General features: G+C 59.1%; 17 protein-coding genes. 9 read left to right on the forward strand and 8 right to left on the reverse strand.

Annotation, left to right across the window (positions count from 1 at the left end; translation table 11 throughout):
* Window positions 1-95 precede the first annotated feature (95 nt).
* The 3 genes from ACVVH8_RS04330 to ACVVH8_RS04340 all read right to left on the reverse strand — a co-directional run bounded on the left by ACVVH8_RS04330 (window position 96) and on the right by ACVVH8_RS04340 (window position 5,483).
* On the reverse strand, window positions 96-1,694 hold the full coding sequence (locus ACVVH8_RS04330) for an ABC transporter substrate-binding protein (RefSeq protein WP_103303148.1): 1,599 nt from the start codon (window positions 1,692-1,694) through the stop codon (window positions 96-98).
* A 302-nt stretch (window positions 1,695-1,996) separates the two neighbouring features.
* Window positions 1,997-3,622, reverse strand: a complete 1,626-nt coding sequence (locus ACVVH8_RS04335) for an ABC transporter substrate-binding protein (RefSeq protein WP_103303147.1) — start codon at window positions 3,620-3,622, stop codon at window positions 1,997-1,999.
* A gap of 259 nt (window positions 3,623-3,881) precedes the next feature.
* Window positions 3,882-5,483 (reverse strand): ABC transporter substrate-binding protein, encoded by a 1,602-nt coding sequence (locus ACVVH8_RS04340; protein ID WP_213027544.1) that lies wholly within the window; start codon window positions 5,481-5,483, stop codon window positions 3,882-3,884.
* 991 nt (window positions 5,484-6,474) lie between these two features.
* Between ACVVH8_RS04340 and ACVVH8_RS04345 the strand changes: the two genes are divergently transcribed.
* Complete coding sequence (locus tag ACVVH8_RS04345; RefSeq protein WP_475228718.1) at window positions 6,475-6,831, forward strand: DUF6124 family protein; 357 nt, start codon at window positions 6,475-6,477, stop codon at window positions 6,829-6,831.
* Window positions 6,832-7,017: 186 nt separating this feature from the next.
* Here the strand turns inward: ACVVH8_RS04345 and ACVVH8_RS04350 are convergent, their stop codons facing one another.
* Window positions 7,018-7,734, reverse strand: a complete 717-nt coding sequence (locus ACVVH8_RS04350; RefSeq protein WP_475228721.1) for an SIMPL domain-containing protein — start codon at window positions 7,732-7,734, stop codon at window positions 7,018-7,020.
* Between the two features lie 412 nt (window positions 7,735-8,146).
* Between ACVVH8_RS04350 and ACVVH8_RS04355 the strand changes: the two genes are divergently transcribed.
* The 4 genes from ACVVH8_RS04355 (at window position 8,147) to ACVVH8_RS04370 (ending at window position 12,723) form a co-directional block, all read left to right on the forward strand.
* Window positions 8,147-9,409 carry an ATP-binding protein gene (locus tag ACVVH8_RS04355; protein ID WP_103303143.1) on the forward strand — a complete coding sequence of 421 codons (1,263 nt, stop codon included), beginning with the start codon at window positions 8,147-8,149 and terminating at the stop codon, window positions 9,407-9,409.
* Window positions 9,402-9,962: a response regulator transcription factor gene (locus tag ACVVH8_RS04360; protein ID WP_003221630.1), complete on the forward strand. Its 561-nt coding sequence runs from the start codon at window positions 9,402-9,404 to the stop codon at window positions 9,960-9,962. The genes ACVVH8_RS04355 and ACVVH8_RS04360 overlap by 8 nt, the downstream gene beginning before the upstream one ends.
* A 96-nt stretch (window positions 9,963-10,058) precedes the next feature.
* Window positions 10,059-11,786 carry an ABC transporter ATP-binding protein/permease gene (locus ACVVH8_RS04365; RefSeq protein ID WP_475228723.1) on the forward strand — a complete coding sequence of 576 codons (1,728 nt, stop codon included), beginning with the start codon at window positions 10,059-10,061 and terminating at the stop codon, window positions 11,784-11,786.
* Window positions 11,787-11,976: 190 nt separating this feature from the next.
* Window positions 11,977-12,723, forward strand: a complete 747-nt coding sequence (locus ACVVH8_RS04370) for a FadR/GntR family transcriptional regulator (protein ID WP_103303141.1) — start codon at window positions 11,977-11,979, stop codon at window positions 12,721-12,723.
* 7 nt (window positions 12,724-12,730) lie between these two features.
* Here the strand turns inward: ACVVH8_RS04370 and ACVVH8_RS04375 are convergent, their stop codons facing one another.
* The 4 genes from ACVVH8_RS04375 to ACVVH8_RS04390 all read right to left on the reverse strand — a co-directional run bounded on the left by ACVVH8_RS04375 (window position 12,731) and on the right by ACVVH8_RS04390 (window position 15,333).
* Window positions 12,731-13,084, reverse strand: coding sequence for a hypothetical protein (locus tag ACVVH8_RS04375; RefSeq protein WP_475228725.1), 354 nt, complete (start codon window positions 13,082-13,084; stop codon window positions 12,731-12,733).
* 198 nt (window positions 13,085-13,282) lie between these two features.
* A complete protein-coding gene (locus tag ACVVH8_RS04380) occupies window positions 13,283-13,657 on the reverse strand; it encodes a hypothetical protein (RefSeq protein WP_213027548.1) in 375 nt (124 codons plus the stop codon).
* Between the two features lie 168 nt (window positions 13,658-13,825).
* Complete coding sequence (locus ACVVH8_RS04385; RefSeq protein WP_315446839.1) at window positions 13,826-14,017, reverse strand: hypothetical protein; 192 nt, start codon at window positions 14,015-14,017, stop codon at window positions 13,826-13,828.
* A gap of 11 nt (window positions 14,018-14,028) precedes the next feature.
* The gene (locus tag ACVVH8_RS04390; protein WP_475228728.1) at window positions 14,029-15,333 is read right to left on the reverse strand and encodes a phospholipase; all 1,305 of its coding nucleotides are present in this window, start codon (window positions 15,331-15,333) and stop codon (window positions 14,029-14,031) included.
* Between the two features lie 237 nt (window positions 15,334-15,570).
* Here ACVVH8_RS04390 and kdgD point away from each other — a divergent pair, with 237 nt between their 5' ends.
* From kdgD to garD, 4 genes are all read left to right on the forward strand, one after another.
* A complete protein-coding gene (kdgD, locus tag ACVVH8_RS04395) occupies window positions 15,571-16,482 on the forward strand; it encodes a 5-dehydro-4-deoxyglucarate dehydratase (RefSeq protein ID WP_103303136.1) in 912 nt (303 codons plus the stop codon).
* A 74-nt stretch (window positions 16,483-16,556) separates the two neighbouring features.
* Entirely contained in the window at window positions 16,557-18,002 is a 1,446-nt protein-coding gene (locus tag ACVVH8_RS04400; RefSeq protein WP_103303135.1) for an aldehyde dehydrogenase family protein, read from the forward strand.
* Window positions 18,003-18,053: 51 nt separating this feature from the next.
* Complete coding sequence (locus ACVVH8_RS04405) at window positions 18,054-19,526, forward strand: MFS transporter (protein ID WP_475228730.1); 1,473 nt, start codon at window positions 18,054-18,056, stop codon at window positions 19,524-19,526.
* Between the two features lie 11 nt (window positions 19,527-19,537).
* On the forward strand, window positions 19,538-21,091 hold the full coding sequence (gene garD, locus ACVVH8_RS04410) for a galactarate dehydratase (RefSeq protein ID WP_475228732.1): 1,554 nt from the start codon (window positions 19,538-19,540) through the stop codon (window positions 21,089-21,091).
* Window positions 21,092-21,274: the final 183 nt, after the last annotated feature.

Below are 21,274 nucleotides of genomic sequence, written 5' to 3' on the forward strand. Positions count from 1 at the left end.
AAACGTTTGCAAAAAGCCGGATTGGCGAATTTCGGCAAAGCGCTTGCGTGAGGGGGGTAGACGGTCCCCCTCAGCGTTGCGGCTAATCGGTTGGGTTAATCGATACTGACACCCGAGAACACGTTGCGACCGAAGGGGCTCACCTTGAACCCTTCAACACGTGTGCTTAATGGCTGGTTGACCGTCGAGTGGGCGACAGGCGTAATCGGCACTTGCTGTTTAAGCAACTGCTGGGCCTGTTTGTAGAGCACGGTGCGTTGGTCGCGGTCGGTGACGACCTTGGCCTCTTTGACCAGCTTGTCGTAAGCCGGGTCGCACCACATGGAGTAGTTGTTGCCGCCAATGGCGTCGCAGCTGTACAGCGTGCCGAGCCAGTTGTCCGGGTCACCGTTGTCACCGGTCCAGCCGATCAGGCTGATGTCGTGCTCGCCGTTCTTGGTGCGCTTGATGTACTCGCCCCATTCATAGCTGACGATCTTCACCTTCAGACCGATTTTCGCCCAGTCAGCCTGGAGCATTTCGGCCATCAGTTTGGCGTTCGGGTTGTACGGACGTTGCACCGGCATTGCCCACAGGGTGATCTCGGTGCCTTCCTTGACGCCGGCAGCCTTGAGCAGCTCTTTGGCTTTTTCCGGGTTGTAGGCGGCGTCCTTGATGGTGTCGTCGTAGGACCACTGGGTCGGTGGCATGGCGTTGACGGCCAGTTGGCCGGCGCCTTGATAAACAGCGTTGAGAATCCCTTGTTTATTCACCGCCATGTCCAGCGCTTGACGCACTTCGAGCTGGTCGAACGGTTTGTGGCGCACGTTGTAGGCGATGTAGCCGAGGTTGAAGCCTGGTTTGGAGATCAGTTGCAGCTTCGGATCGGCCTTCAATGCTTCAACATCGGCCGGGCGCGGATGCAGGGTAATCTGGCATTCGCCAGCCTTGAGCTTCTGCACACGCACCGAGGCGTCGGTGTTGATCGCGAAAATCAGGTTCTTCAGCTTGACCCGGCTCGGGTCCCAGTAGTGCGGGTTGCCGGTGTAGCGGATGTTCGAGTCTTTCTGATAACTCTTGAACACGTACGGCCCGGTGCCGATAGGCTTCTGGTTGATGTCGCTCGGTTTGCCTTCGGCCATCAGCTTGTCGGCGTATTCGGCGGACAGGATGGCGGCGAAGCTCATGGCGATGTTCTGGATGAACGCGGCGTCGACGCTGTTGAGCGTGAACTCCACGGTCAGCGGCCCGGTCTTCTCGACCTTGGCGATGTTCTTGTTCAGGCTCATCCCGTTGAAATACGGGAACTCGGTCGGATAAGCCTTACGGAATGGCTGCTGCGCATCAAGCATGCGGTTAAACGTAAAAAGCACGTCGTCGGCGTTGAAGTCGCGAGTCGGCTTGAAGTACGGAGTTGTATGAAATTTCACACCTTCACGTAGGTGAAAGGTGTACTTGAGACCATCCTCGGAAATATCCCACTTGGTGGCCAGCCCGGGTACGACGTTGGTCGCGCCTTTTTCGAACTCGACCAGTCGGTTGTACAGCGGCTCGGCGGCGTCGTTATCGGTGGCCGTCGTGTATTGCGCGGTATCAAAACCCGCCGGACTGCCTTCGGAGCAGAACACCAGACTGTTGCTGGCGGCGTGGCTGGCAGACGTGGCGGCCAACAGGCCGGCGCCCAGCAATGCGGAAAAAACCAAGGTATGGCGCATGACGCTCCCTCTTTTTTTAGTGTTGTTTCGATGCGCCGCGGTCCCGTCCAGGGACGTTGTGGCTGCATCGAGCTCAAACCAGTACGGACAACAAACCGTTAGCCCACGCAGTCACTGGTCAGAACCCGACGGTAGGGGCCGTGGGTCTGGCAGTAAATGCGTTGAGTCCTAAAGACTCGTAGGAAAAGGCAACACGTCCTGTATCTCCCTGGATAGGCAGGGTGGAAAAGGCTGTAGGCAAATTCCTAACTAATCGGCAGAAAAAAACAGCGGCGACGCTGAAAACGTCACCGCTGTCTCTTTTAGTTGCTGACGCTGACGCCGTAGAAGGAGTTCAAGCCGAATGGGCTGATCTTGAAGTCCTGCACGTTGGCGCGCATGGGTTGATACACCGTCGAGTGAGCGATAGGTGTCATAGGGACTGCATCTTTGAGGACGTGTTGCGCCTGTTTGTACAGTTCGGTGCGCTTGCCCTGGTCGGTGGTGCGCTTGGCTTCTTTGACGAGGCCGTCGAACTTCTTGTCGCACCACTTGGAGAAGTTGTTGCCGCTGAGCGAGTCGCAACCAAACAACACGTTCAGCCAGTTGTCCGGATCACCATTGTCGCCGCTCCAGCCAATGATCATGGCCTGGTTCTCGCCACCTTTGGAACGCTTGATGTACTCGCCCCATTCGTAGCTGGTGATCTTCACTTTCAAGCCGATCTTGGCCCAGTCGGACTGGAGCATTTCAGCCATCAGCTTGGCGTTCGGGTTGTACGGACGCTGTACCGGCATCGCCCACAGAACGATCTCGGTGCCTTCCTTGACGCCGGCTTCCTTGAGCAGCTGTTTGGCTTTCTCAGGGTCGTACTTGGCGTCTTTGATGGTGGTGTCGTAAGACCACTGGGTCGGCGGCATGGCGTTGACGGCCAGTTGGCCCGCGCCCTGGTAAACGGAGTCGATGATCTGCGGCTTGTTCACGGCCATGTCCAGCGCCTGGCGAACGCGCAGGTCAGCCAGCGGGTTCGGCTCGTTGCTGCCCTTGACCTTGTCCATCACGTTGTAGGCGATGTAGCCCAGGTTGAAGCCAGCCTGGTCAGGCATTTTCAGGGTTTTGTCTTCTTTCAGCGCTTTCAGGTCGGCTGGACGCGGGAACAGGGTGACCTGGCACTCGTTCTTTTTCAGCTTCTGGATGCGCACCGATGGGTCGGTGGTGATAGCGAAGATCAGGTTATCGATCTTCACGTCTTCAGGTTTCCAGTAGTCCTTGTTGCCGGTGTAACGGATGTTCGAGTCTTTCTGGTAGCTCTTGAACACGAACGGGCCGGTGCCGACGGGTTTCTGGTTGATATCGGCAGCCTTGCCTTCTTTCAGCAGTTGCGCTGCGTATTCGGCGGACTGTACAGAGGCAAAGCTCATGGCCATGTTCTGGATGAACGCGGCATCCACTTCTTTCAAAGTGAACTTGACGGTGTGGTCATCGACTTTATCGATCTTGGTGATGTTGGTGTCCATCCCCATGTCGGTGAAGTACGGGAATTCGGTCGGGTACGCCTTACGGAAAGGGTCATCCTTGTTAATCATGCGATTAAAGGTGAACAGCACGTCGTCGGCGTTGAACTCGCGGGTCGGCTTGAAGTACGGAGTGGTGTGGAACTTGACGCCTTCACGCAGGTGGAAGGTGTAAGTCAGGCCGTCATCGGAAATGTCCCACTTGGTCGCCAGACCAGGAACGACGGCGGTGCCGCCACGCTCGAACTGGGTCAGACGGTTGAACATGGTTTCAGCTGAGGCGTCGAAGTCGGTTCCGGTGGTGTACTGGCCTGGGTCGAATCCGGCCGGGCTCCCTTCGGAGCAGAACACCAGGTTAGTCGCAGCGGATGCGAAAGGTGCGGAGGCTAACAAGCCTGCGCCGACTAAAAACGGAATGACCGCGTGTTTAAGCATGTTGGCCTCATGATTTGTTGTCATTTTTTGATTTGAGGTACGACCTCGTGAGTCGTGCCTGCGGATACTTATGCAGGCGCCATACCCAATGCAAGATCCAGAACACTCAGCGACCTCAAACGGTGGCACGAACGTACCTTAATGTCGCATCGGTATAACTTCTGACGCATTTGACCGTTTGCGGGTGGTTTTTACGGTGCAAATGGAGCCCCAAAACGGTGCATTGGTCACGTTGTGCGCGCCGCATTGGGGCTTGGTGTTACTTATTTATACCCACACCGTAGAAAGGGGTTAGACCAAACGGGCTGATGCGGAAGTCGGTGACCTCCTTGCGCAGCGGCTGGAACACCGTGGAGTTGGCAATCGGCGTGATCGGCACTTGCTGTTTAAGGATCAGTTGCGCCTGTTGATACAGTTTTACCCGCTGCGACTTGTCGGTCGAGACCTTGGCCTGTTGCACCAGCTTGTCGTAGGTCGGGTCGCACCATTTGGCGTAGTTGCTGCCTTTTACTGCCGCGCAGCTGTACAGCACACCGAGCCAGTTGTCGGGGTCACCGTTGTCACCGGTCCAGCCATAGATCATCGCGTCGTGTTCACCATTTTTCGCACGCTTGATGTACTCGCCCCATTCGTAACTGACGATGTTGGCCTTGATGCCGATTTTTTCCCAATCCTGCTGGATCATTTGCGCCGACATCCGCGCATTCGGGTTCGAGGCACGCTGCACTGTCATCGCCCAGAGGTTGATGGTTGTACCGGGTGCAACCCCTGCTTCCTTGAGTAGCGCTTTGGCTTTTACCGGGTCGTGCGGCGCGTCTTTGATGTTCGGGTCGAAGGACCATTGCGCGGGTGGCAAGGCGTTCTCGGCCAACTGGCCGGCGCTTTGATAAACGGCTTTGATGATCGCCGGTTTGTCGATGGCCATGTCCAGGGCCTGACGCACCTTGAGTTGGTCCAGCGGTGGATGGGTGGTGTTGTAGGCGAGGAAACCGAGGTTGAAACCGGCCTGTTTGAGCACACGCAGGTTGGGGTCTTTTTCCATGACTTCGATGTCGGCGGGGCGTGGGTAGCCGCTGACCTGGCATTCGCCGGTCTTGAGTTTTTGCAGGCGTACGGCGGCGTCCGGGGTGATCGAGAAGATCAGGTTGTCGATTTTTACGTCTTCGGGTTTCCAGTAGGCCTTGTTCGCGGCGTAGCGGATTTGTGAATCCTTTTGATAGCGCTTGAACACGAACGGGCCGGTGCCAATCGGTTTCTGGTTGAGGTCGGCGGCTTTGCCTTCCTTCAGCAGTTGCGCGGCGTATTCGGCCGATTGCACCGAGGCGAAGCTCATGGCGAGGTTTTGTACGAAGGCGGCGTCGACGTTGTTGAGGTTGAAGCGCACGGTATTTTCGTCGAGTTTTTCTACCGATTTGATCGTGGTGTTGAGGCCCATGTCGGTGAAGTACGGGGACTCGGCGGGGTAGGCCTTGCGGAAGGCGTTTTCCGGGTCGAGCAGGCGCTGGAAGGTGAACAACACGTCGTCGGCGTTGAAGTCTCGGGTTGGGGTGAAGTAGTCGGTGGTGTGGAATTTTACGTTTTGGCGCAGGTGGAAGGTGTATTGGAGTCCGTCGGTTGAGACGTCCCATTTTGTTGCCAGGCCGGGTTCGATGTCGGTGCCGCCGCGTTGGAATTGGGTGAGGCGGTTGAAGACGGTTTCGGCGGAGGCGTCGAAGTCGGTACCGCTGGTGTATTGGCTCGGGTCGAAGCCGGCGGGGCTGGCTTCGGAGCAATAAACGAGTGTTGTGGCGGCGTTTGCTAGCGGGGCGGTTGTGGCCAGGGCCAGGGAGATCAAGAGTGGTTTTAGGGTGGATCTTGGCATGGAGTCCCCGGGGATTTGGAGGTGGTTGTTTTTTGAGGGTAGCGGGGATTTGTGGGGTTTCGGAAATATCGTTTTTCTTGGGGGAGTGTCTATCTCGGTATATCTGGCGGGTTGTGTGGATATCCGTTGCTGCGGTTATGGCTGCTTGGGGTTCCGCCCTTACGGCGGGTCACTTTTTCCAGACGCCGAAAAAGTAACCAAAAAGGCTTGCTCCTGCGTGCGGCCCGCTCGCTGGGGCTCGGGGTTCCTTCGCTCCGGGATTGATCCGGGCGCATCGCCTCCGGTTTGCTGCGCTGCACCTCCTCTCGATGTGTTTGGCTGCGCCAAACGGTCGCTGCGCTCCCACCCCCGAATCAATCCCTCCGCTCAGCCTTCCGACGTCGCCCGTGGATCAAGATCAAGAGCAGGCGAGCTGACACTCGGCCTATTGAGTGGGGCGGCATTCGCCGCGTGCGGGGTGTACTTGTCGCCTCTGTAGGAGTTGCCGAAGGCTCGGGCCGCGATCGGACGATCTTTTGATCTGGCTTTTGCTTACCTGTGTGAGCTGGCTTGCCAGCGATGGCGGCCTGACAGCCGACCAATCTCTTGCAGACTGCACGCGAACCAATTGTAGGAGTGAGCCTGCTCGCGAAGAGTACCGCCCGGTCGCCCGATTATTTGAGCTGTTTAAATGTTTATCGAATTACCAGAACCTTCCCACAAGGTTTTCAGGTTGTCCGTCGGACGTGCGCTCTCTAGGCTTCGGATGTCGCAGAGGACTCTGCGATCGGGAGGTGAGATTCCCGGTTATCGAATTTGGAAACCTGCGCAAGCAACGCCATAATCGCCGCCAGTTCATGCTGTCGGCAGTTCTTTATGGCGGCTATGTACGGGCGGACTTCGGTTCGGCCGGGTTGGTTTCCTTACCGGTAATCTCACTCCGTACATAGTTGCCACCTCGTTTCTCGAGTGAGATCGGAAGCGTATGGCGTTATTCGTAAGGAAATGCTCCATGGATAAATTAATCCCTGACCCACCCCTCGAAACCCCACTCGAAGCAGCCCTGCGCGACGAAGACCTCGTCCGCAACCGCGAAGCCATCAAGCGTGCCCTCGATTTCTATCTTTGTCCCCAATCCAGAAAACCGCGCCAACCGAGCACGATGTTCATGGTCTGTCCCAACGTCGACACCGAAAGCCTGCTCGCTCACGCCTGTGAATCACTGGCCTCTGCCAGCGCCGCTGCCAGCAACTTCGCCAACGAGTTGGGCGGCACGCAGCGCAACACGGTGCTCGGTATTCAGCAGATCATCATGCTGGCCGAACTGACAGTAAACCGGGCGCTGGATCGGGTTGATCCACAAACCTGAGACCGCGTTATCGTTCATCGCTGGCAAGCCAGCTCCCACAGGTTTGTGCCGATTTTGAAATCGACGCACGACCTTGTGGGTGCTGGCTTGCCAGCGATGACGGCCGAGCAAACAACACAAATCCCAGGCACAAAAAAACCGGCGATCATGCTCTGATCGCCGGTTTCTCATTCAGCCCACATCAAATCACTGCATCAACACTTCAATCGAGCCATCAGCGGTCATGCTGACCTGGCTGGTACCCGCTTCGACTTCAGGTGTCACCGGCGCGGAGTCCATGCCAGCAGCTTTCATCATCATCGGCGCGCGCAGGTACGGTTGTGGATAACCGTTGCTGTTGAGGTTCAGGTTGACGATTTTGTAACCCTTGCCGCCCAGTGCATCAGTGGCCAGTTGGGCGCGGGCCTTGAAAGCGGTCACGGCTTCTTTGAGCAACTGGTCTTCACTGGATTTGCGGGTCGGGTCGGCGATGGCGAAGTCCATGCCGCCCATTTTCAGGTCGCCCAGCAGTTCGCCGGTGAGTTTGGACAGGGCGGCGAAGTCGGCGCTTTCCAGGCGCAGTTCGGCGCGTTCGCGCCAGCCGGTGATTTTCTGGCCCTTGGTGTCGTAGATCGGGTAGCTGTTGCGGCTGCCCTGGCGCAGGGTGATGTCTTTGACTTGCTTGGCCTGGGCCAGGGCCTTGTTCATGGTGGTGCTGACGTCAGCGGCGAGTTTGGCCGGGTCGGTGTTTTGCTCTTCGGTGTAGAGGGTGACGATCATCAGGTCGCGGGCCACTTCCTGGCTGACTTCGGCGCGCAGGGAAATCTGGTTGTAGTGCAGCTCATCGGCGGCCAGGGCCGGAAGGCTGGCGATGCTGCCGACGGTCAGGGCGAGAAGGGCGGCGCTGCGGCGAAATGTGTGCATGAAGGCTCCTTGATGAGGGCGCAGGTGTTGGTTCGGACCTGCGTGAAACCATCAGACTCTAGCTGCTGCGATCCGGTTCGCCCAGTTACAACTTCTATACAGATGCGCCGGATTGGCCAGGGAGTGTTTTTGTGGCGAGGGGATTTAGCGAAACGTCGCACCGCCCCGATCGGCTGCGAAGCAGTCGCAATTCAGCGGATGCGGTCTGCCTGTGAAAAGCGGATTGCAGGTTTTGGGGCGGCTTCGCCACCCATCGGGGATAAATCCCCTCACCACATTGATCTCGAACAGTCGCGGGAGTAGACGATTTTGCTGTCTGCGCCATGTGGTCGTTTGCCGCACTTTCGCCTCTGAAGGGCGCGGCTTGGTTATACTCCGTGCGATCCGCCTGGAGCGCTCATCAGGAGAGCTCATGCTCGCCCCCGTACAACTGACTTCCGCCACTCGCCAGAACCTCTGGCGGCTGACTTTCATCCGCACTTTGGTGCTGGCCGCGCAGGCCGGTTCCGTTGGTCTGGCCTATTGGCTGCAACTGTTGCCGTTGCCGTGGGTGCAACTGGCGATGACCCTCGGCTGCTCGATTCTGCTGTGCGTGTTCACTGCCGTGCGTTTGCGTACGTCGTGGCCGGTGACCGAGCTCGAATACGCCCTGCAACTGGCGTGTGATCTGGTGATCCACAGTGCGTTGCTGTATTTCTCCGGCGGTTCGACCAATCCGTTCGTTTCCTATTATCTGGTGCCGCTGACCATCGCGGCGGTGACGCTGCCGTGGCGCTACTCGGTGATTCTGTCCGGCATCGCGCTGGCGCTGTACACCGTGATGCTGACGCGTTTCTATCCACTGGAAACCCTGCCGGTCGCCCGCGAAAACCTGCAGATCTACGGCATGTGGCTGAGCTTCGCGCTGGCCGCCGCGGTGATCACGTTTTTTGCTGCGCGCATGGCCGAAGAGCTGCGCCGTCAGGAAGAATTACGCGCGATCCGCCGCGAAGAAGGCCTGCGCGATCAGCAATTGCTCGCGGTCGCCACGCAGGCCGCCGGTGCCGCGCATGAATTGGGCACGCCGTTGGCGACCATGAGTGTGCTGCTCAAGGAGATGCAGCAGGATCATCCCGATCCGATGTTGCAGGACGATCTGAAGGTGCTGCAGGATCAGGTCAAACTCTGCAAAGAAACCTTGCAGCAACTGGTGCGTGCCGCCGAGGCCAACCGGCGTTTGGCGGTCGAGATGCAGGACGTCACCCAATGGCTCGACGAAGCGCTGAACCGTTGGCACCTGATGCGTCCGGAAGCCAGTTATCGCTTCCATCGTCTCGGCCAGGGCACCGTGCCGCGCATGGCGCCGCCGCCGGATCTGACTCAGGCGCTGCTGAATCTGCTCAACAACGCCGCCGACGCCTGCCCGGAAAACCTCAAAGTGACGCTGGATTGGGACGCCGAAACCGTGACCATCAGCATTCGCGATCACGGTGCCGGCGTGCCGCTGGCCATCGCCGAGCAAATCGGCAAACCGTTTTTTACCACCAAGGGCAAAGGTTTCGGCCTGGGCCTGTTTTTGAGCAAGGCCAGCGTGACACGCGCCGGCGGCTCAGTGAAACTCTATAGTCATGAGGAAGGCGGCACGCTCACCGAGCTGCGCCTGCCTCACGGCGCCCGAGGAGACCAACATGAGTGACGAAATCCAAGTCGAAGGCGAAGAACTGCCGCATTTGCTGCTGGTCGACGACGACGCAACCTTCACCCGCGTCATGGCGCGTGCCATGGCCCGTCGCGGTTTTCGCGTCAGCACCGCCGGTTCCGCCGAGGAAGGCCTGACCATTGCTCAGGCCGATCTGCCGGACTACGCCGCGCTCGACCTGAAAATGGACGGCGACTCCGGTCTGGTGCTGCTGCCCAAGTTGCTGGAACTGGACCCGGAAATGCGCGTGGTGATCCTCACCGGTTATTCGAGCATTGCCACGGCGGTCGAAGCGATCAAACGCGGCGCCTGCAACTACCTGTGTAAACCCGCCGACGCCGACGACGTGCTGGCCGCGCTGCTCTCCGAGCACGCCGACCTCGACAGTCTGGTGCCGGAAAACCCGATGTCGGTTGACCGCCTGCAGTGGGAGCACATCCAGCGCGTGCTCACCGAGCATGAAGGCAACATCTCCGCCACTGCCCGCGCCCTGGGCATGCACCGCCGCACCCTGCAGCGCAAACTGCAGAAGCGCCCGGTTCGTCGCTGAACCTGCGCTGAACGACTATCGCCGGCCCGCGCGATAAAACGCACCGATCTACTATGATCGGTGCGTGTCTGTTCTTTTCTATATCGAGCCTTATCCATGAATCAGAACGCTGAATATTCCGCGGTCAACGATGCTGTGCGCGGGCAGTTTTTTCGCAAGGTGTGGGCGATCATCACGCCGTACTGGCGCAGTGAAGAGAAAGGCAAGGCCTGGACGCTGCTGATTGCAGTGATCGCACTCTCGCTGGTCAGTGTGGGCATCTCGGTGTGGTTCAACACCTGGTACAAGGACTTCTACAACGCGCTGCAGAAGAAGGACGAAGCGGCGTTCTGGCATTTGATTCTGTATTTTTGCGGCATCGCCGCCGTGGCGATTGTCGGTGCGGTGTATCGGCTCTACCTGACTCAGATGCTGACGATTCGCTGGCGGGCCTGGCTCGCCGAAAAGCATTTTTCCCGTTGGCTTGCCGACAAGAATTACTACCAGCTGGAGCAGGGCGGTTACACCGATAACCCGGACCAGCGGATTTCCGAGGACCTCAACAAGTTCACCGCCACCACCTTGAGCCTGGGTATTGGCTTGCTGAGCAATGTCGTCAGTCTGGTGTCTTTTTCGATCATCCTCTGGGGCGTATCGGGCAGCATCGAAGTGTTCGGAGTTACGATTCCCGGCTACATGTTCTGGTGTGTGCTGGTTTATGCAGTGGTGGGTAGTTGGCTGACGCATTTGATCGGTCGGCGCCTGATCGGCCTGAACAACAGACAACAACGTTTCGAAGCTGACCTGCGATTCTCCATGGTCCGGATCCGCGAGAACGCCGAGAGTATCGCGTTGTACAACGGCGAACCGAACGAGAACCGCCGGTTGAGTAGCCGTTTCGGGATGGTCTGGCACAACTTCTGGGACATCATGAAAGTGTCCAAGCGCCTGACCTTCTTTACCGCCGGTTACAGCCAGGCAGCCGTTATCTTTCCTTTCATCGTCGCGGCGCCGCGCTACTTCGCCGGCAAGATCGAACTCGGTGAACTGATGCAGATCAGCTCCGCATTCGGCAACGTTCAAGAGAGTTTCAGTTGGTTCATCAGCGCCTATCAGGAACTCGCCTCGTGGCGCGCCACCTGTGATCGTCTGCTGAGTTTCCGTCAGGCCATGAGCGACAACGAAGAACGGATTCCGGCCATCGATGTGCAAAACCAGGGCAGCGAATTGAAGGTGCATAACCTCGGGCTGGATCTGGCTGACGGTCGTCATCTGCTGACCAGCGGCGACATGACTGTGGAACAGGGCGACCGGGTGATGCTCAGCGGTCGTTCCGGCAGCGGTAAGTCCACGCTGTTCCGGGCGATGGGGCATTTGTGGCCGGCGGGCCACGGCAATATTCGTTTGCCGGCGGCGCGTTATCTGTTCCTGCCGCAGAAACCCTATCTGCCGATCGGAACCTTGCGCGAAGCGCTGAGTTATCCACAACCGGGCGACACCTACCCGCAGGAACGCTACGAGCAAGTGCTGCAAACCTGTCGCTTGCCGCACCTCGTGGCGCGGCTGGATGAAGCCAATCACTGGCAGCGCATGCTGTCGCCGGGCGAACAGCAACGGCTAGCCTTCGCTCGCGCACTGCTTTACGCACCGCAATGGCTGTACATGGATGAGGCGACATCGGCGATGGATGAGGAAGACGAAGCGACGCTGTATCAGGCGCTGATCGATCAGCTGCCGGGGCTGAGCATCGTCAGCGTCGGGCATCGCAGCAGCCTCAAGCGTTTCCACCCACGGCATGTGCGGATCGACAGCGGCCATTTGGTCGAACAAACCGTGACCGCTTGACCCTGCACGGAACCTGTGGGAGCTGGCTTGCCAGCGATGGCGTCGGATCAGTCGACACCTTTATGACTGATATGGCCCCATCGCTGGCAAGCCAGCTCCCACAGGGATGGTGTTGTGAGTGGCGAGTGATCGTACAACCCGCTTGCGCTATGATGCCGACCAAGTCGAACTTTCGAGACAAGACGTAAACATGGAAAACCCGATCAACACCCCGCGCCTCCCGCGCAAGCGTCGCAGCCTGGCTCAGGAACTGGTGACGGTGCTGAGCGAGCAGATCCGTGACGGCCTGCTCAAGCGTGGCGACAAGCTGCCCACCGAGTCGGCGATCATGGAAGCCCATGGCGTCAGCCGCACGGTGGTGCGCGAGGCGATTTCCCGTTTGCAGGCCGCCGGCCAGGTGGAAACCCGCCACGGCATCGGTACCTTCGTGCTCGACACCCCGAGCCCGAGTGGCTTTCGCATCGACCCGGCCACCGTCGTCACCCTGCGTGATGTGTTGGCCATTCTCGAATTACGTATCAGCCTGGAAGTCGAATCCGCCGGCCTTGCCGCACAACGCCGCAGTCCCGAGCAACTGGCGACCATGCGCGCCGCCCTCGATGCACTGAACGACAGCGTTGCCCACGCCAGCGACGCCGTGGCTTCGGACTTCGCTTTCCACCTGGAAATCGCCTTGTCCACCGGCAACCGCTATTTCACCGACATCATGACCCACCTGGGCACCAGCATCATTCCGCGCACGCGGCTGAATTCGGCACGCCTGGCCCATGATGATCAGCAGCACTACATGAATCGCCTGAGCCGCGAGCACGAAGAAATCTACGAGGCGATTGCTCGTCAGGATTCCGATGCCGCTCGTGCGGCCATGCGCCTGCATTTGACCAACAGCCGCGAAAGACTGCGCCAGGCCCATGAAGAGGCGCAGGCGCAGGGGTGAATGCTGGTTAGCGTTCGAGGTGCACAGTCAGAGGGGCGGATTCCGCTGGCTGGTGCGCTACTGCCGTAACTACATAGTGCAGCTTGGCAGTGGCATCCTGTACGAGGTTTTTCTCAAAGACATCTTTGGGAATGGCGAATGTGAGAGGCTTTCCTACCTGGGCAGCGGTCACTACTTTTTGTTCTCCAAAACTGTTGCCGGTAGAAGTGGATACCTGAATCTTCACGATGTCGCCGACAGTCTGGTTTGTGTAAGTGTCTACCAGAACAGTGGCATGTCCTTCCAGCTTGTGAACGTGGAGTACCCCGTTCTCGGCTTCCTTGAGTTGTGGAGCAGCCAACGCTTTTACTTGTGCAGTCATGATCAAATTCCTTTTCGCTTTCAATTCAAACCGTTGAATGAGCGCAAGTTGCGGCGTTGCGCTGTCGGAGCCAGTTCGTTAACTCCTCAGCCATTAAGGCCGGGATCGGGTATGGCTGGCACCTGTAAGAAATACCAGTCCCGACGAACGGTCGATTTCAGTTAAAAGGCACGCCCGATCAACAGGCGCGTCAGGAAATCAGGCTTCGATATGCAGTATCAGAGGCGCCGAACACGGCTCCATGCTCGATTCATCCTGAAACTTGTAGCGCAGTTCAATTTCGGTGTTCAGGTACGCCTTCAGTACCTCCTTCGGTATCTGCAATTCGATGCCCGTCAGTTTTTCCATTTCATCCTCGGCGTCATCCCAGGCGCCGGTGTCGACTTTTTCGCCTGCCCAATCGGGCTCTTCGGGGTCGTCGCCGAGAATGGCGTAGACGCTCCAGTTCGCTGCAAAGTCGCTGGAGTCCGGCACCTGAATAATCAGGTCGTCGCTCAGCAGAGACAGGTTCACGGTGGCCGTTTCTGGCGAATGCGGCAGACATTGCGGCAGTGTTGGCGGGGCAAAAGTCATGAGGGGGTCGCTCTCCGTGCGAGGTGGGCCGTGATCCATTCACGGCGGTTCTGCACGGTAAGAGAATTTCCCGAAGCGAGTTTTAAACCGTCTATTTCCAGCCATTTCAAAAGCCCCCCGGTAGGAGCTGCCGCAGCCAGCGGCAGCTCCTACCGGAGGCGGCTGGTGTCAGTGTGGCGGCAGGATTGAGCGGTCGACCCTGACGGCGAGGGGGCAGGCGGCGGGCTTGGCATCAAAGATTGCGTAACCCTGGGCATCCACGGTTGCACGGGCAATCGGTAGCCCCTTGGCCAACAGTTCCAGCGGCGCACCCTTCAGCGATTGGCCCGAGGCCAGTTCGAGTTTCAATTTGATCGTCATCGCATCTCTCCTTAGTTGACGTTGCCGGTTGGGTGGTAATCCTTGAGCAGCAGGTAAGTGCTCCAGCCCCACCAGTCGTCGACGGTGGCGCTGTCGTTGAGGTTGTTGACGTCTTTGCGGCGCAGCACTTTGCTGCCCTCGGTGCGGAACAGCGGCGAGAAGTTGTTCGTCAGGTTCAGCACCGCCGTCAGGTCCGGCAGGCGTTGCAGTGCGGCGAATGTCGAAGGGGCCGACAGATTGCCGCTGAGGTAGGCGGCAAATACCTCGTCCGCCGAGGTCTGTACCGCTTGATTGACCTGAGTGCGATTGTCGGCGTCGCTCGCGTCGAAGTAGCGCTTGTCGCCATAGGCGCGCCACTGATCGCCATGCCCGTTGCGTACCTTGAGACCGAACTTGCTGTCCTCGTCGTGCATGAACCGCGTGATCAACGAGCCCAGATCACTCGGGGTCACCACTGCGGCGAGTTCTTTGCGCGGCACCCGCAAATGGCCGGAGGAAAACACGTCGGTGAGGAAGTGGTCGGCAAACGCGTTCATGGCGTAAGCCCGTTCCAATTGTTGTTCATCGTGATTGGCGCGGGCGTCGATTGCCGTTTGCAGCGCGGCGGTGTGCCCGGCGATGTAGGCGAGTTTTGCCCATTCGCCAAAATGGTCGGCATTGTTCGCCGCCAGTTTCAGGTAGCGCCCGAGCGGGAACAGCGCGGAGACGAAACTGCCGCCGCCGGTGATCTTGTTCCACTCTTCGGACAACGTATCTCCCAGCGCGTCGTAGGCTTCGTGGGGTTGTTTACCGTCCTTGATTGCCTGTTTAACCGCGTCGATCTCTTTTTGCATGACCGCGAGAATCTGCGTGGCTTCGGCACGCGCCGCCGGCAGTGCCGCGAGCGAGTCGAAAGCGGCGTTGAAGCGCTGCAGGCGATCCACCGGGGTGGCGCCTTCGCTGATCGGGCGATCCGGGATGCCGTAGAAATCACCGCCCAGTGCCAGCATTTGGCCGTAGGTCAGCGCCAGGCCATTCGGCAGATGCAATGGCACGTTCTGGGCGAGCAGCGGTTGCGCATTCTCGACGAAGCGCAACAGCGTGTTATCGCCGATGGCCGTGTGTTCGCCGCCCTCGAAGCGTGCTTGCGGCCGGCCTTTCAAGGCATTGCCGGGGAGGACGGTGACCGGTTCGACATCGCTGTGAGCGTCGGCGATGTGTAGCACCAGATGCGCATTGTCGGCGCTGAAGGCGATGCCGGTTGCAGTGAACAGATCATCAAAACGGGCGATCACCGGTTTGGGTTTTTCCTGTGGTTTCGGGTGAAGTCCGGACATTTCTTTCTCCTTGATATGTCGTCGGTAGATTCTTATTTAGCTGTATGTACATACAGTTAATTCGAGCCTAGCCGAGAAATTTCCTACGTCAAGAAAGAATCTTGTCCGACAAAAAGTCCGCGCCAGCGATGAAATGCAGTTGACGGTTATCTTTTAAGTTGTACGATGACCTACAACTTCAGCGCTGACTGAACCGTAAAACTCACAAAAATTGTTGCTACCCAGGGTGTTCGAAAAATGAATCCACAAGAACTGAAGTCCATCCTCTCCGCCGGCCTGCTGTCCTTCCCGGTCACCGATTTCAACGCGCAGGGCGATTTCAACCGCGCTGGCTACATCAAACGTCTGGAATGGCTGGCTCCTTATGGCGCTTCGGCTCTGTTCGCCGCTGGTGGCACCGGTGAGTTCTTCTCTTTGGCCGCCAGCGAATATTCGGAAATCATCAAGACTGCCGTCGATACTTGCGCCACCAGCGTGCCGATTCTGGCCGGTGTCGGCGGTTCGACCCGTCAGGCCATCGAGTATGCGCAGGAAGCCGAGCGTCTGGGCGCCAAAGGTCTGTTGCTGCTGCCGCACTACCTGACCGAAGCGAGTCAGGACGGCGTGGCCGCTCACGTTGAAGCGGTGTGCAAATCGGTCAATATCGGCGTGGTGGTCTACAACCGCAACGTCTGCCGCCTGACCGCTCCGCTGCTGGAACGTCTGGCCGAGCGCTGCCCGAATCTGATCGGCTACAAGGATGGTCTCGGTGATATCGAGTTGATGGTGTCGATCCGTCGCCGCCTCGGTGATCGCTTCAGCTACCTGGGTGGTCTGCCGACCGCCGAAGTCTACGCCGCTGCCTACAAGGCACTGGGCGTGCCGGTTTACTCCTCGGCGGTGTTCAACTTCATCCCGAAAACCGCGATGGATTTCTACCACGCCATCGCCCGTGAAGATCACGCCACCGTCGGCAAGATCATCGACGACTTCTTCCTGCCGTACCTGGACATTCGCAACCGCAAGGCCGGTTACGCCGTGAGCATCGTCAAGGCAGGCGCAAAAATCGCCGGCCATGACGCAGGCCCGGTGCGCGCGCCGCTGACCGATCTGACGGGCGAAGAGTACGAAATGCTCGCCGCGCTGATCGACAAGCAAGGTGCGCAGTAACACCCCACAAAAGCGAGGCCGCTGAGCAATCAGCGGCTTTTTGCGTGAAGGCTTTTAGATTCGAGGGCAGTCCCGTGGCAGATGCAAAACGCTTCGACAACTACATCAACGGTGAATGGGTCGCCGCTGCCGATTACTCGGCCAACATCAATCCGTCCGAACTGAGCGACACCATTGGCGATTACGCCAAGGCAGATCTGGCGCAGGTCAACGCGGCCATCGAGGCTGCCCGCGCGGCGTTCCCGGCCTGGTCGACGTCGGGCATCCAGGCCCGTCACGATTCGCTGGATAAAGTCGGCACCGAGATTCTGGCTCGTCGCGAAGAACTCGGCACCTTGCTGGCGCGGGAAGAGGGCAAGACCCTGCCCGAGGCCATTGGCGAAGTAACCCGCGCCGGCAACATCTTCAAGTTCTTCGCCGGTGAGTGCCTGCGTCTGTCCGGCGATTACGTGCCGTCGGTGCGTCCGGGCGTCAACGTTGAAGTGACCCGCGAAGCACTGGGCGTGGTTGGTCTGATCACCCCGTGGAATTTCCCGATTGCCATTCCGTCGTGGAAAATCGCCCCGGCCTTGGCCTACGGCAACTGCGTGGTACTGAAACCGGCGGATCTGGTGCCGGGCTGTGCCTGGGCCCTGGCCGAAATCATCTCCCGCGCAGGCTTCCCGGCCGGCGTGTTCAACCTGGTGATGGGCAGCGGTCGCGTGGTTGGCGAAGCGCTGGTCAACAGCCCGAAAGTCGATGGCATCAGCTTCACCGGTTCGGTCGGCGTGGGCCGGCAGATCGCGGTCAACTGCGTTTCCCGTCAGGCCAAGGTGCAGCTGGAAATGGGCGGCAAGAACCCGCAGATCATTCTCGACGACGCCGACCTCAAGCAAGCGGTCGAGCTGTCGGTGCAGAGCGCGTTCTACTCCACCGGTCAGCGTTGCACCGCGTCGAGCCGCCTTATCGTCACCGCCGGGATTCACGACAAGTTCGTTGAAGCCATGGCCGAGCGCATGAAGTCGATCAAGGTTGGCCACGCGCTTAAATCCGGCACCGATATCGGCCCGGTGGTTTCGCAAGCTCAGCTTGAACAGGACATGAAGTACATCGACATCGGCCAGTCCGAAGGTGCGCGGCTGGTCAGCGGCGGTGGTCTGGTGACGTGTGACACCGAAGGCTATTTCCTTGCGCCAACGCTGTTTGCCGACAGCGAGGCGTCGATGCGCATCAGCCGCGAAGAGATTTTCGGCCCGGTGGCCAACATTGTTCGCGTCGCCGATTACGACGCGGCACTGGCCATGGCCAACGACACCGAATTCGGTTTGTCGGCGGGTATTGCGACCACGTCGTTGAAATACGCCAACCACTTCAAGCGCCACTCCCAGGCCGGGATGGTGATGGTCAACCTGCCGACGGCCGGCGTCGATTACCACGTTCCGTTCGGTGGCCGTAAGGGCTCATCCTATGGCTCACGTGAGCAAGGCCGCTATGCGCAGGAGTTCTACACGGTCGTGAAGACCAGTTACATCGGTTCCTGATCCACGCAATACCTGTGGGAGCTGGCTTGCCAGCGATGCGGGCGATTCGGTATGTCAGTCGCACCGCGGCGATGCTATCGCTGGCAAGCCAGCTCCCACAAAAGCCAGACCCAAGAAGATTCACCCGCGCATAAAAATAATCAGTGGGAGTACATCTACATGCAATCGTCCAAGCCGACTCACGTCCGCTATTTGATCCTGCTCATGTTGTTTCTGGTGACCACGATCAACTACGCCGACCGCGCGACCATCGCCATCGCCGGTTCCAGCCTGCAAAAAGACCTCGGTATCGACGCGGTCACCCTCGGTTATATCTTCTCCGCTTTTGGTTGGGCCTACGTGGCCGGGCAAATTCCCGGTGGCTGGTTGCTCGATCGCTTCGGCTCGAAAAAAGTCTATGCGCTGAGCATTTTCACCTGGTCGCTGTTCACCGTGCTGCAAGGCTTTGTCGGTGAGTTCGGCATGTCCACGGCGATTGTTGCGCTGTTCATGCTGCGCTTTCTGGTGGGCTTGGCCGAAGCGCCATCGTTCCCCGGCAACGCGCGCATTGTCGCGGCGTGGTTCCCGACGGCTGAACGCGGTACCGCGTCGGCGATCTTCAACTCGGCGCAATACTTTGCCACCGTGCTGTTCGCACCGTTGATGGGCTGGATCGTTTACAGCTTTGGCTGGGAGCACGTGTTCATTGTCATGGGCCTGTTCGGCATCGTCTTCTCGGGGATCTGGCTGAAGGTTATCCACAGCCCGCGTCAACACCCCATGGCCAACGATGCGGAAGTACAGTTCATTGCCGACAACGGCGGCATGGTCGACATGGACCAGAACAAAGGCAAAAAGGCTGACGGTCCGAAGTGGGATTACATCCGCCAGTTGCTGACCAACCGCATGATGCTCGGCGTCTATCTGGGCCAGTACTGCATCAACGGCATCACTTATTTCTTCCTGACCTGGTTCCCGGTGTACCTGGTGCAAGAACGTGGCATGACCATTCTCAAGGCCGGTTTCATCGCCTCGTTGCCGGCGATCTGCGGTTTTATCGGCGGCGTACTCGGCGGGGTGATTTCCGATTACCTGCTGCGCAAGGGCCACTCGCTGACCTTCGCCCGCAAAGCGCCGATCATCGCCGGCCTGCTGGTATCGAGCAGCATCGTTGCCTGCAACTATGTTGATGTGGAATGGATGGTGGTTGGCTTCATGGCTTTGGCCTTCTTCGGCAAAGGCGTTGGCGCGCTGGGCTGGGCAGTGGTCTCCGACACCTCGCCAAAACAGATCGCGGGTCTGAGCGGTGGCCTGTTCAACACCTTCGGCAACATCGCTTCGATCACCACACCAATCGTGATTGGCTACATCATCAGCTCCACCGGTTCATTCAAATGGGCGCTGGTGTTCGTCGGGGCCAACGCACTGGTCGCAGTGTTCAGCTATCTGGTGATCGTCGGCCCGATCAAACGGGTGGTACTCAAGGAGCCGCCAACCAACGGCGGTACTGAAGCCACCGGCAAATTGTCTCAAGCGCATTCCTGAGGAGCGGCGTCATGCAGTTGATTGAACATTCCGACTCGCCGCGCTACATCCGCCTGCACGAGCGGGACAATGTGGTGATTGTGGTCAACGACCAGGGCGTGCCGGCCGGCACCGAATTCCCGGACGGTCTGGTGACCGTGGATTTTGTGCCGCAGAGCCACAAGGTCACCCTCGAAGACATTGCCGAGGGCGGCCAGGTGATTCGCTACGGCCAGATCATTGGCTACGCGTTGCAGCCGATCCGCCGGGGCAGTTGGGTCAAGGAAGATCAACTGCGCATGCCGACCGCGCCGCCGCTGGACAGCCTGCCGCTGTCGACCGAGGTGCCGGTCGCGCAGGCACCGCTGGAAGGCTTCACATTCGAGGGGTATCGCAACGCCGACGGCACCGTCGGCACGCGCAATATTCTCGGGATCACCACCACTGTGCAGTGCGTCACCGGTGTGCTCGATCACGCGGTGAAACGGATCAAGGAAGAGTTGCTGCCAAAGTACCCGCACGTCGATGACGTGGTGGCGCTGACCCACAGTTATGGTTGCGGCGTGGCGATTACCGCTACCGACGCGTACATCCCGATTCGCACCGTGCGCAATCTGGCGCGCAACCCGAACCTCGGTGGAGAGGCGCTGGTGATCAGTCTGGGCTGCGAGAAATTACAGGCCGGGCAGGTGATGCATGAGAACGATGCGTCGGTCGATCTCAGTGATCCATGGCTGTATCGCTTGCAGGATTCCAGTCACGGCTTCACCGAGATGATCGAGCAGATCATGGCGCTGGCCGAAGTCCGACTGAAGAAGCTCGACCAGCGCCGCCGCGAAACCGTGCCGGCGTCCGAGCTGATCCTCGGCATGCAGTGCGGCGGCAGCGATGCGTTTTCCGGTATTACCGCCAACCCGGCGCTGGGCTATGCCTCAGACTTGTTGTTGCGCGCGGGGGCGACGGTGATGTTTTCCGAAGTCACTGAAGTGCGCGACGCGATTTATCTGCTGACCTCGCGCGCCGAAAGCAAAACCGTCGCCGAAGAACTGGTACGCGAAATGGACTGGTACGACCGTTATCTGGCCAAGGGCGAGGCGGATCGCAGCGCTAACACCACGCCGGGCAACAAGAAGGGCGGGTTGTCGAACATCGTCGAGAAATCGTTGGGCTCGATCGTCAAATCCGGTAGCAGCGCGATCAACGGCGTGCTCGGCCCGGGCGAACGGTTCAGGCAGAAAGGTCTGATCTTCTGCGCGACCCCGGCCAGTGATTTTGTCTGCGGGACATTGCAACTGGCGGCCGGGATGAACCTGCATGTGTTCACCACCGGGCGTGGCACGCCGTATGGTCTGGCGATGGCGCCGGTGGTGAAGGTCTCGACGCGCACGGAATTGGCACAGCGCTGGCCGGATTTGATTGATATCGACGCCGGGCGGATTGCCACCGGGCGCGCGACCATCGAGGAATTGGGCTGGGAGTTGTTTCACTATTACTTGGATGTCGCCAGCGGCAAACAGCAGACGTGGGCGGAGAAGCACAAGCTGCATAACGACATCACTCTGTTCAATCCGGCGCCGATTACTTGAGACGGCGTTACCGTTCTTCGCGAGCAGTCTCGCTCCCACATTCGACCGCGTTCTGTCTGTGCGAATGCGATTGATCGTTCCCACGCTCCGCGTGGGAATGCAGCCCAGGACGCTCCGCGTCCCAAAAGCGTGACGCGGAGCGTCACAGGAGGCGTTCCCACGCAGAGCGTGGGAACGATCGGG

The sequence above is a fragment of the Pseudomonas trutticola BRTCR10 genome, from assembly GCF_056155105.1.

What these genes read in the sequence shown, in the direction of transcription:
- ACVVH8_RS04375 (WP_475228725.1), bottom strand. Translation starts at nt 13,084, where the DNA reads ATGACTGCACAAGTAAAAGCGTTGGCTGCTCCACAACTCAAGGAAGCC.
- ACVVH8_RS04335 (WP_103303147.1), bottom strand. Translation starts at nt 3,622, where the DNA reads ATGCTTAAACACGCGGTCATTCCGTTTTTAGTCGGCGCAGGCTTGTTA.
- ACVVH8_RS04405 (WP_475228730.1), top strand. Translation starts at nt 18,054, where the DNA reads ATGTCAGTCGCACCGCGGCGATGCTATCGCTGGCAAGCCAGCTCCCAC.
- ACVVH8_RS04355 (WP_103303143.1), top strand. Translation starts at nt 8,147, where the DNA reads ATGCTCGCCCCCGTACAACTGACTTCCGCCACTCGCCAGAACCTCTGG.
- ACVVH8_RS04385 (WP_315446839.1), bottom strand. Translation starts at nt 14,017, where the DNA reads ATGACGATCAAATTGAAACTCGAACTGGCCTCGGGCCAATCGCTGAAG.
- garD (WP_475228732.1), top strand. Translation starts at nt 19,538, where the DNA reads ATGCAGTTGATTGAACATTCCGACTCGCCGCGCTACATCCGCCTGCAC.
- kdgD (WP_103303136.1), top strand. Translation starts at nt 15,571, where the DNA reads ATGAATCCACAAGAACTGAAGTCCATCCTCTCCGCCGGCCTGCTGTCC.
- ACVVH8_RS04380 (WP_213027548.1), bottom strand. Translation starts at nt 13,657, where the DNA reads ATGACTTTTGCCCCGCCAACACTGCCGCAATGTCTGCCGCATTCGCCA.
- ACVVH8_RS04350 (WP_475228721.1), bottom strand. Translation starts at nt 7,734, where the DNA reads ATGCACACATTTCGCCGCAGCGCCGCCCTTCTCGCCCTGACCGTCGGC.
- ACVVH8_RS04330 (WP_103303148.1), bottom strand. Translation starts at nt 1,694, where the DNA reads ATGCGCCATACCTTGGTTTTTTCCGCATTGCTGGGCGCCGGCCTGTTG.
- ACVVH8_RS04370 (WP_103303141.1), top strand. Translation starts at nt 11,977, where the DNA reads ATGGAAAACCCGATCAACACCCCGCGCCTCCCGCGCAAGCGTCGCAGC.
- ACVVH8_RS04360 (WP_003221630.1), top strand. Translation starts at nt 9,402, where the DNA reads ATGAGTGACGAAATCCAAGTCGAAGGCGAAGAACTGCCGCATTTGCTG.
- ACVVH8_RS04390 (WP_475228728.1), bottom strand. Translation starts at nt 15,333, where the DNA reads ATGTCCGGACTTCACCCGAAACCACAGGAAAAACCCAAACCGGTGATC.
- ACVVH8_RS04365 (WP_475228723.1), top strand. Translation starts at nt 10,059, where the DNA reads ATGAATCAGAACGCTGAATATTCCGCGGTCAACGATGCTGTGCGCGGG.
- ACVVH8_RS04345 (WP_475228718.1), top strand. Translation starts at nt 6,475, where the DNA reads ATGGATAAATTAATCCCTGACCCACCCCTCGAAACCCCACTCGAAGCA.
- ACVVH8_RS04340 (WP_213027544.1), bottom strand. Translation starts at nt 5,483, where the DNA reads ATGCCAAGATCCACCCTAAAACCACTCTTGATCTCCCTGGCCCTGGCC.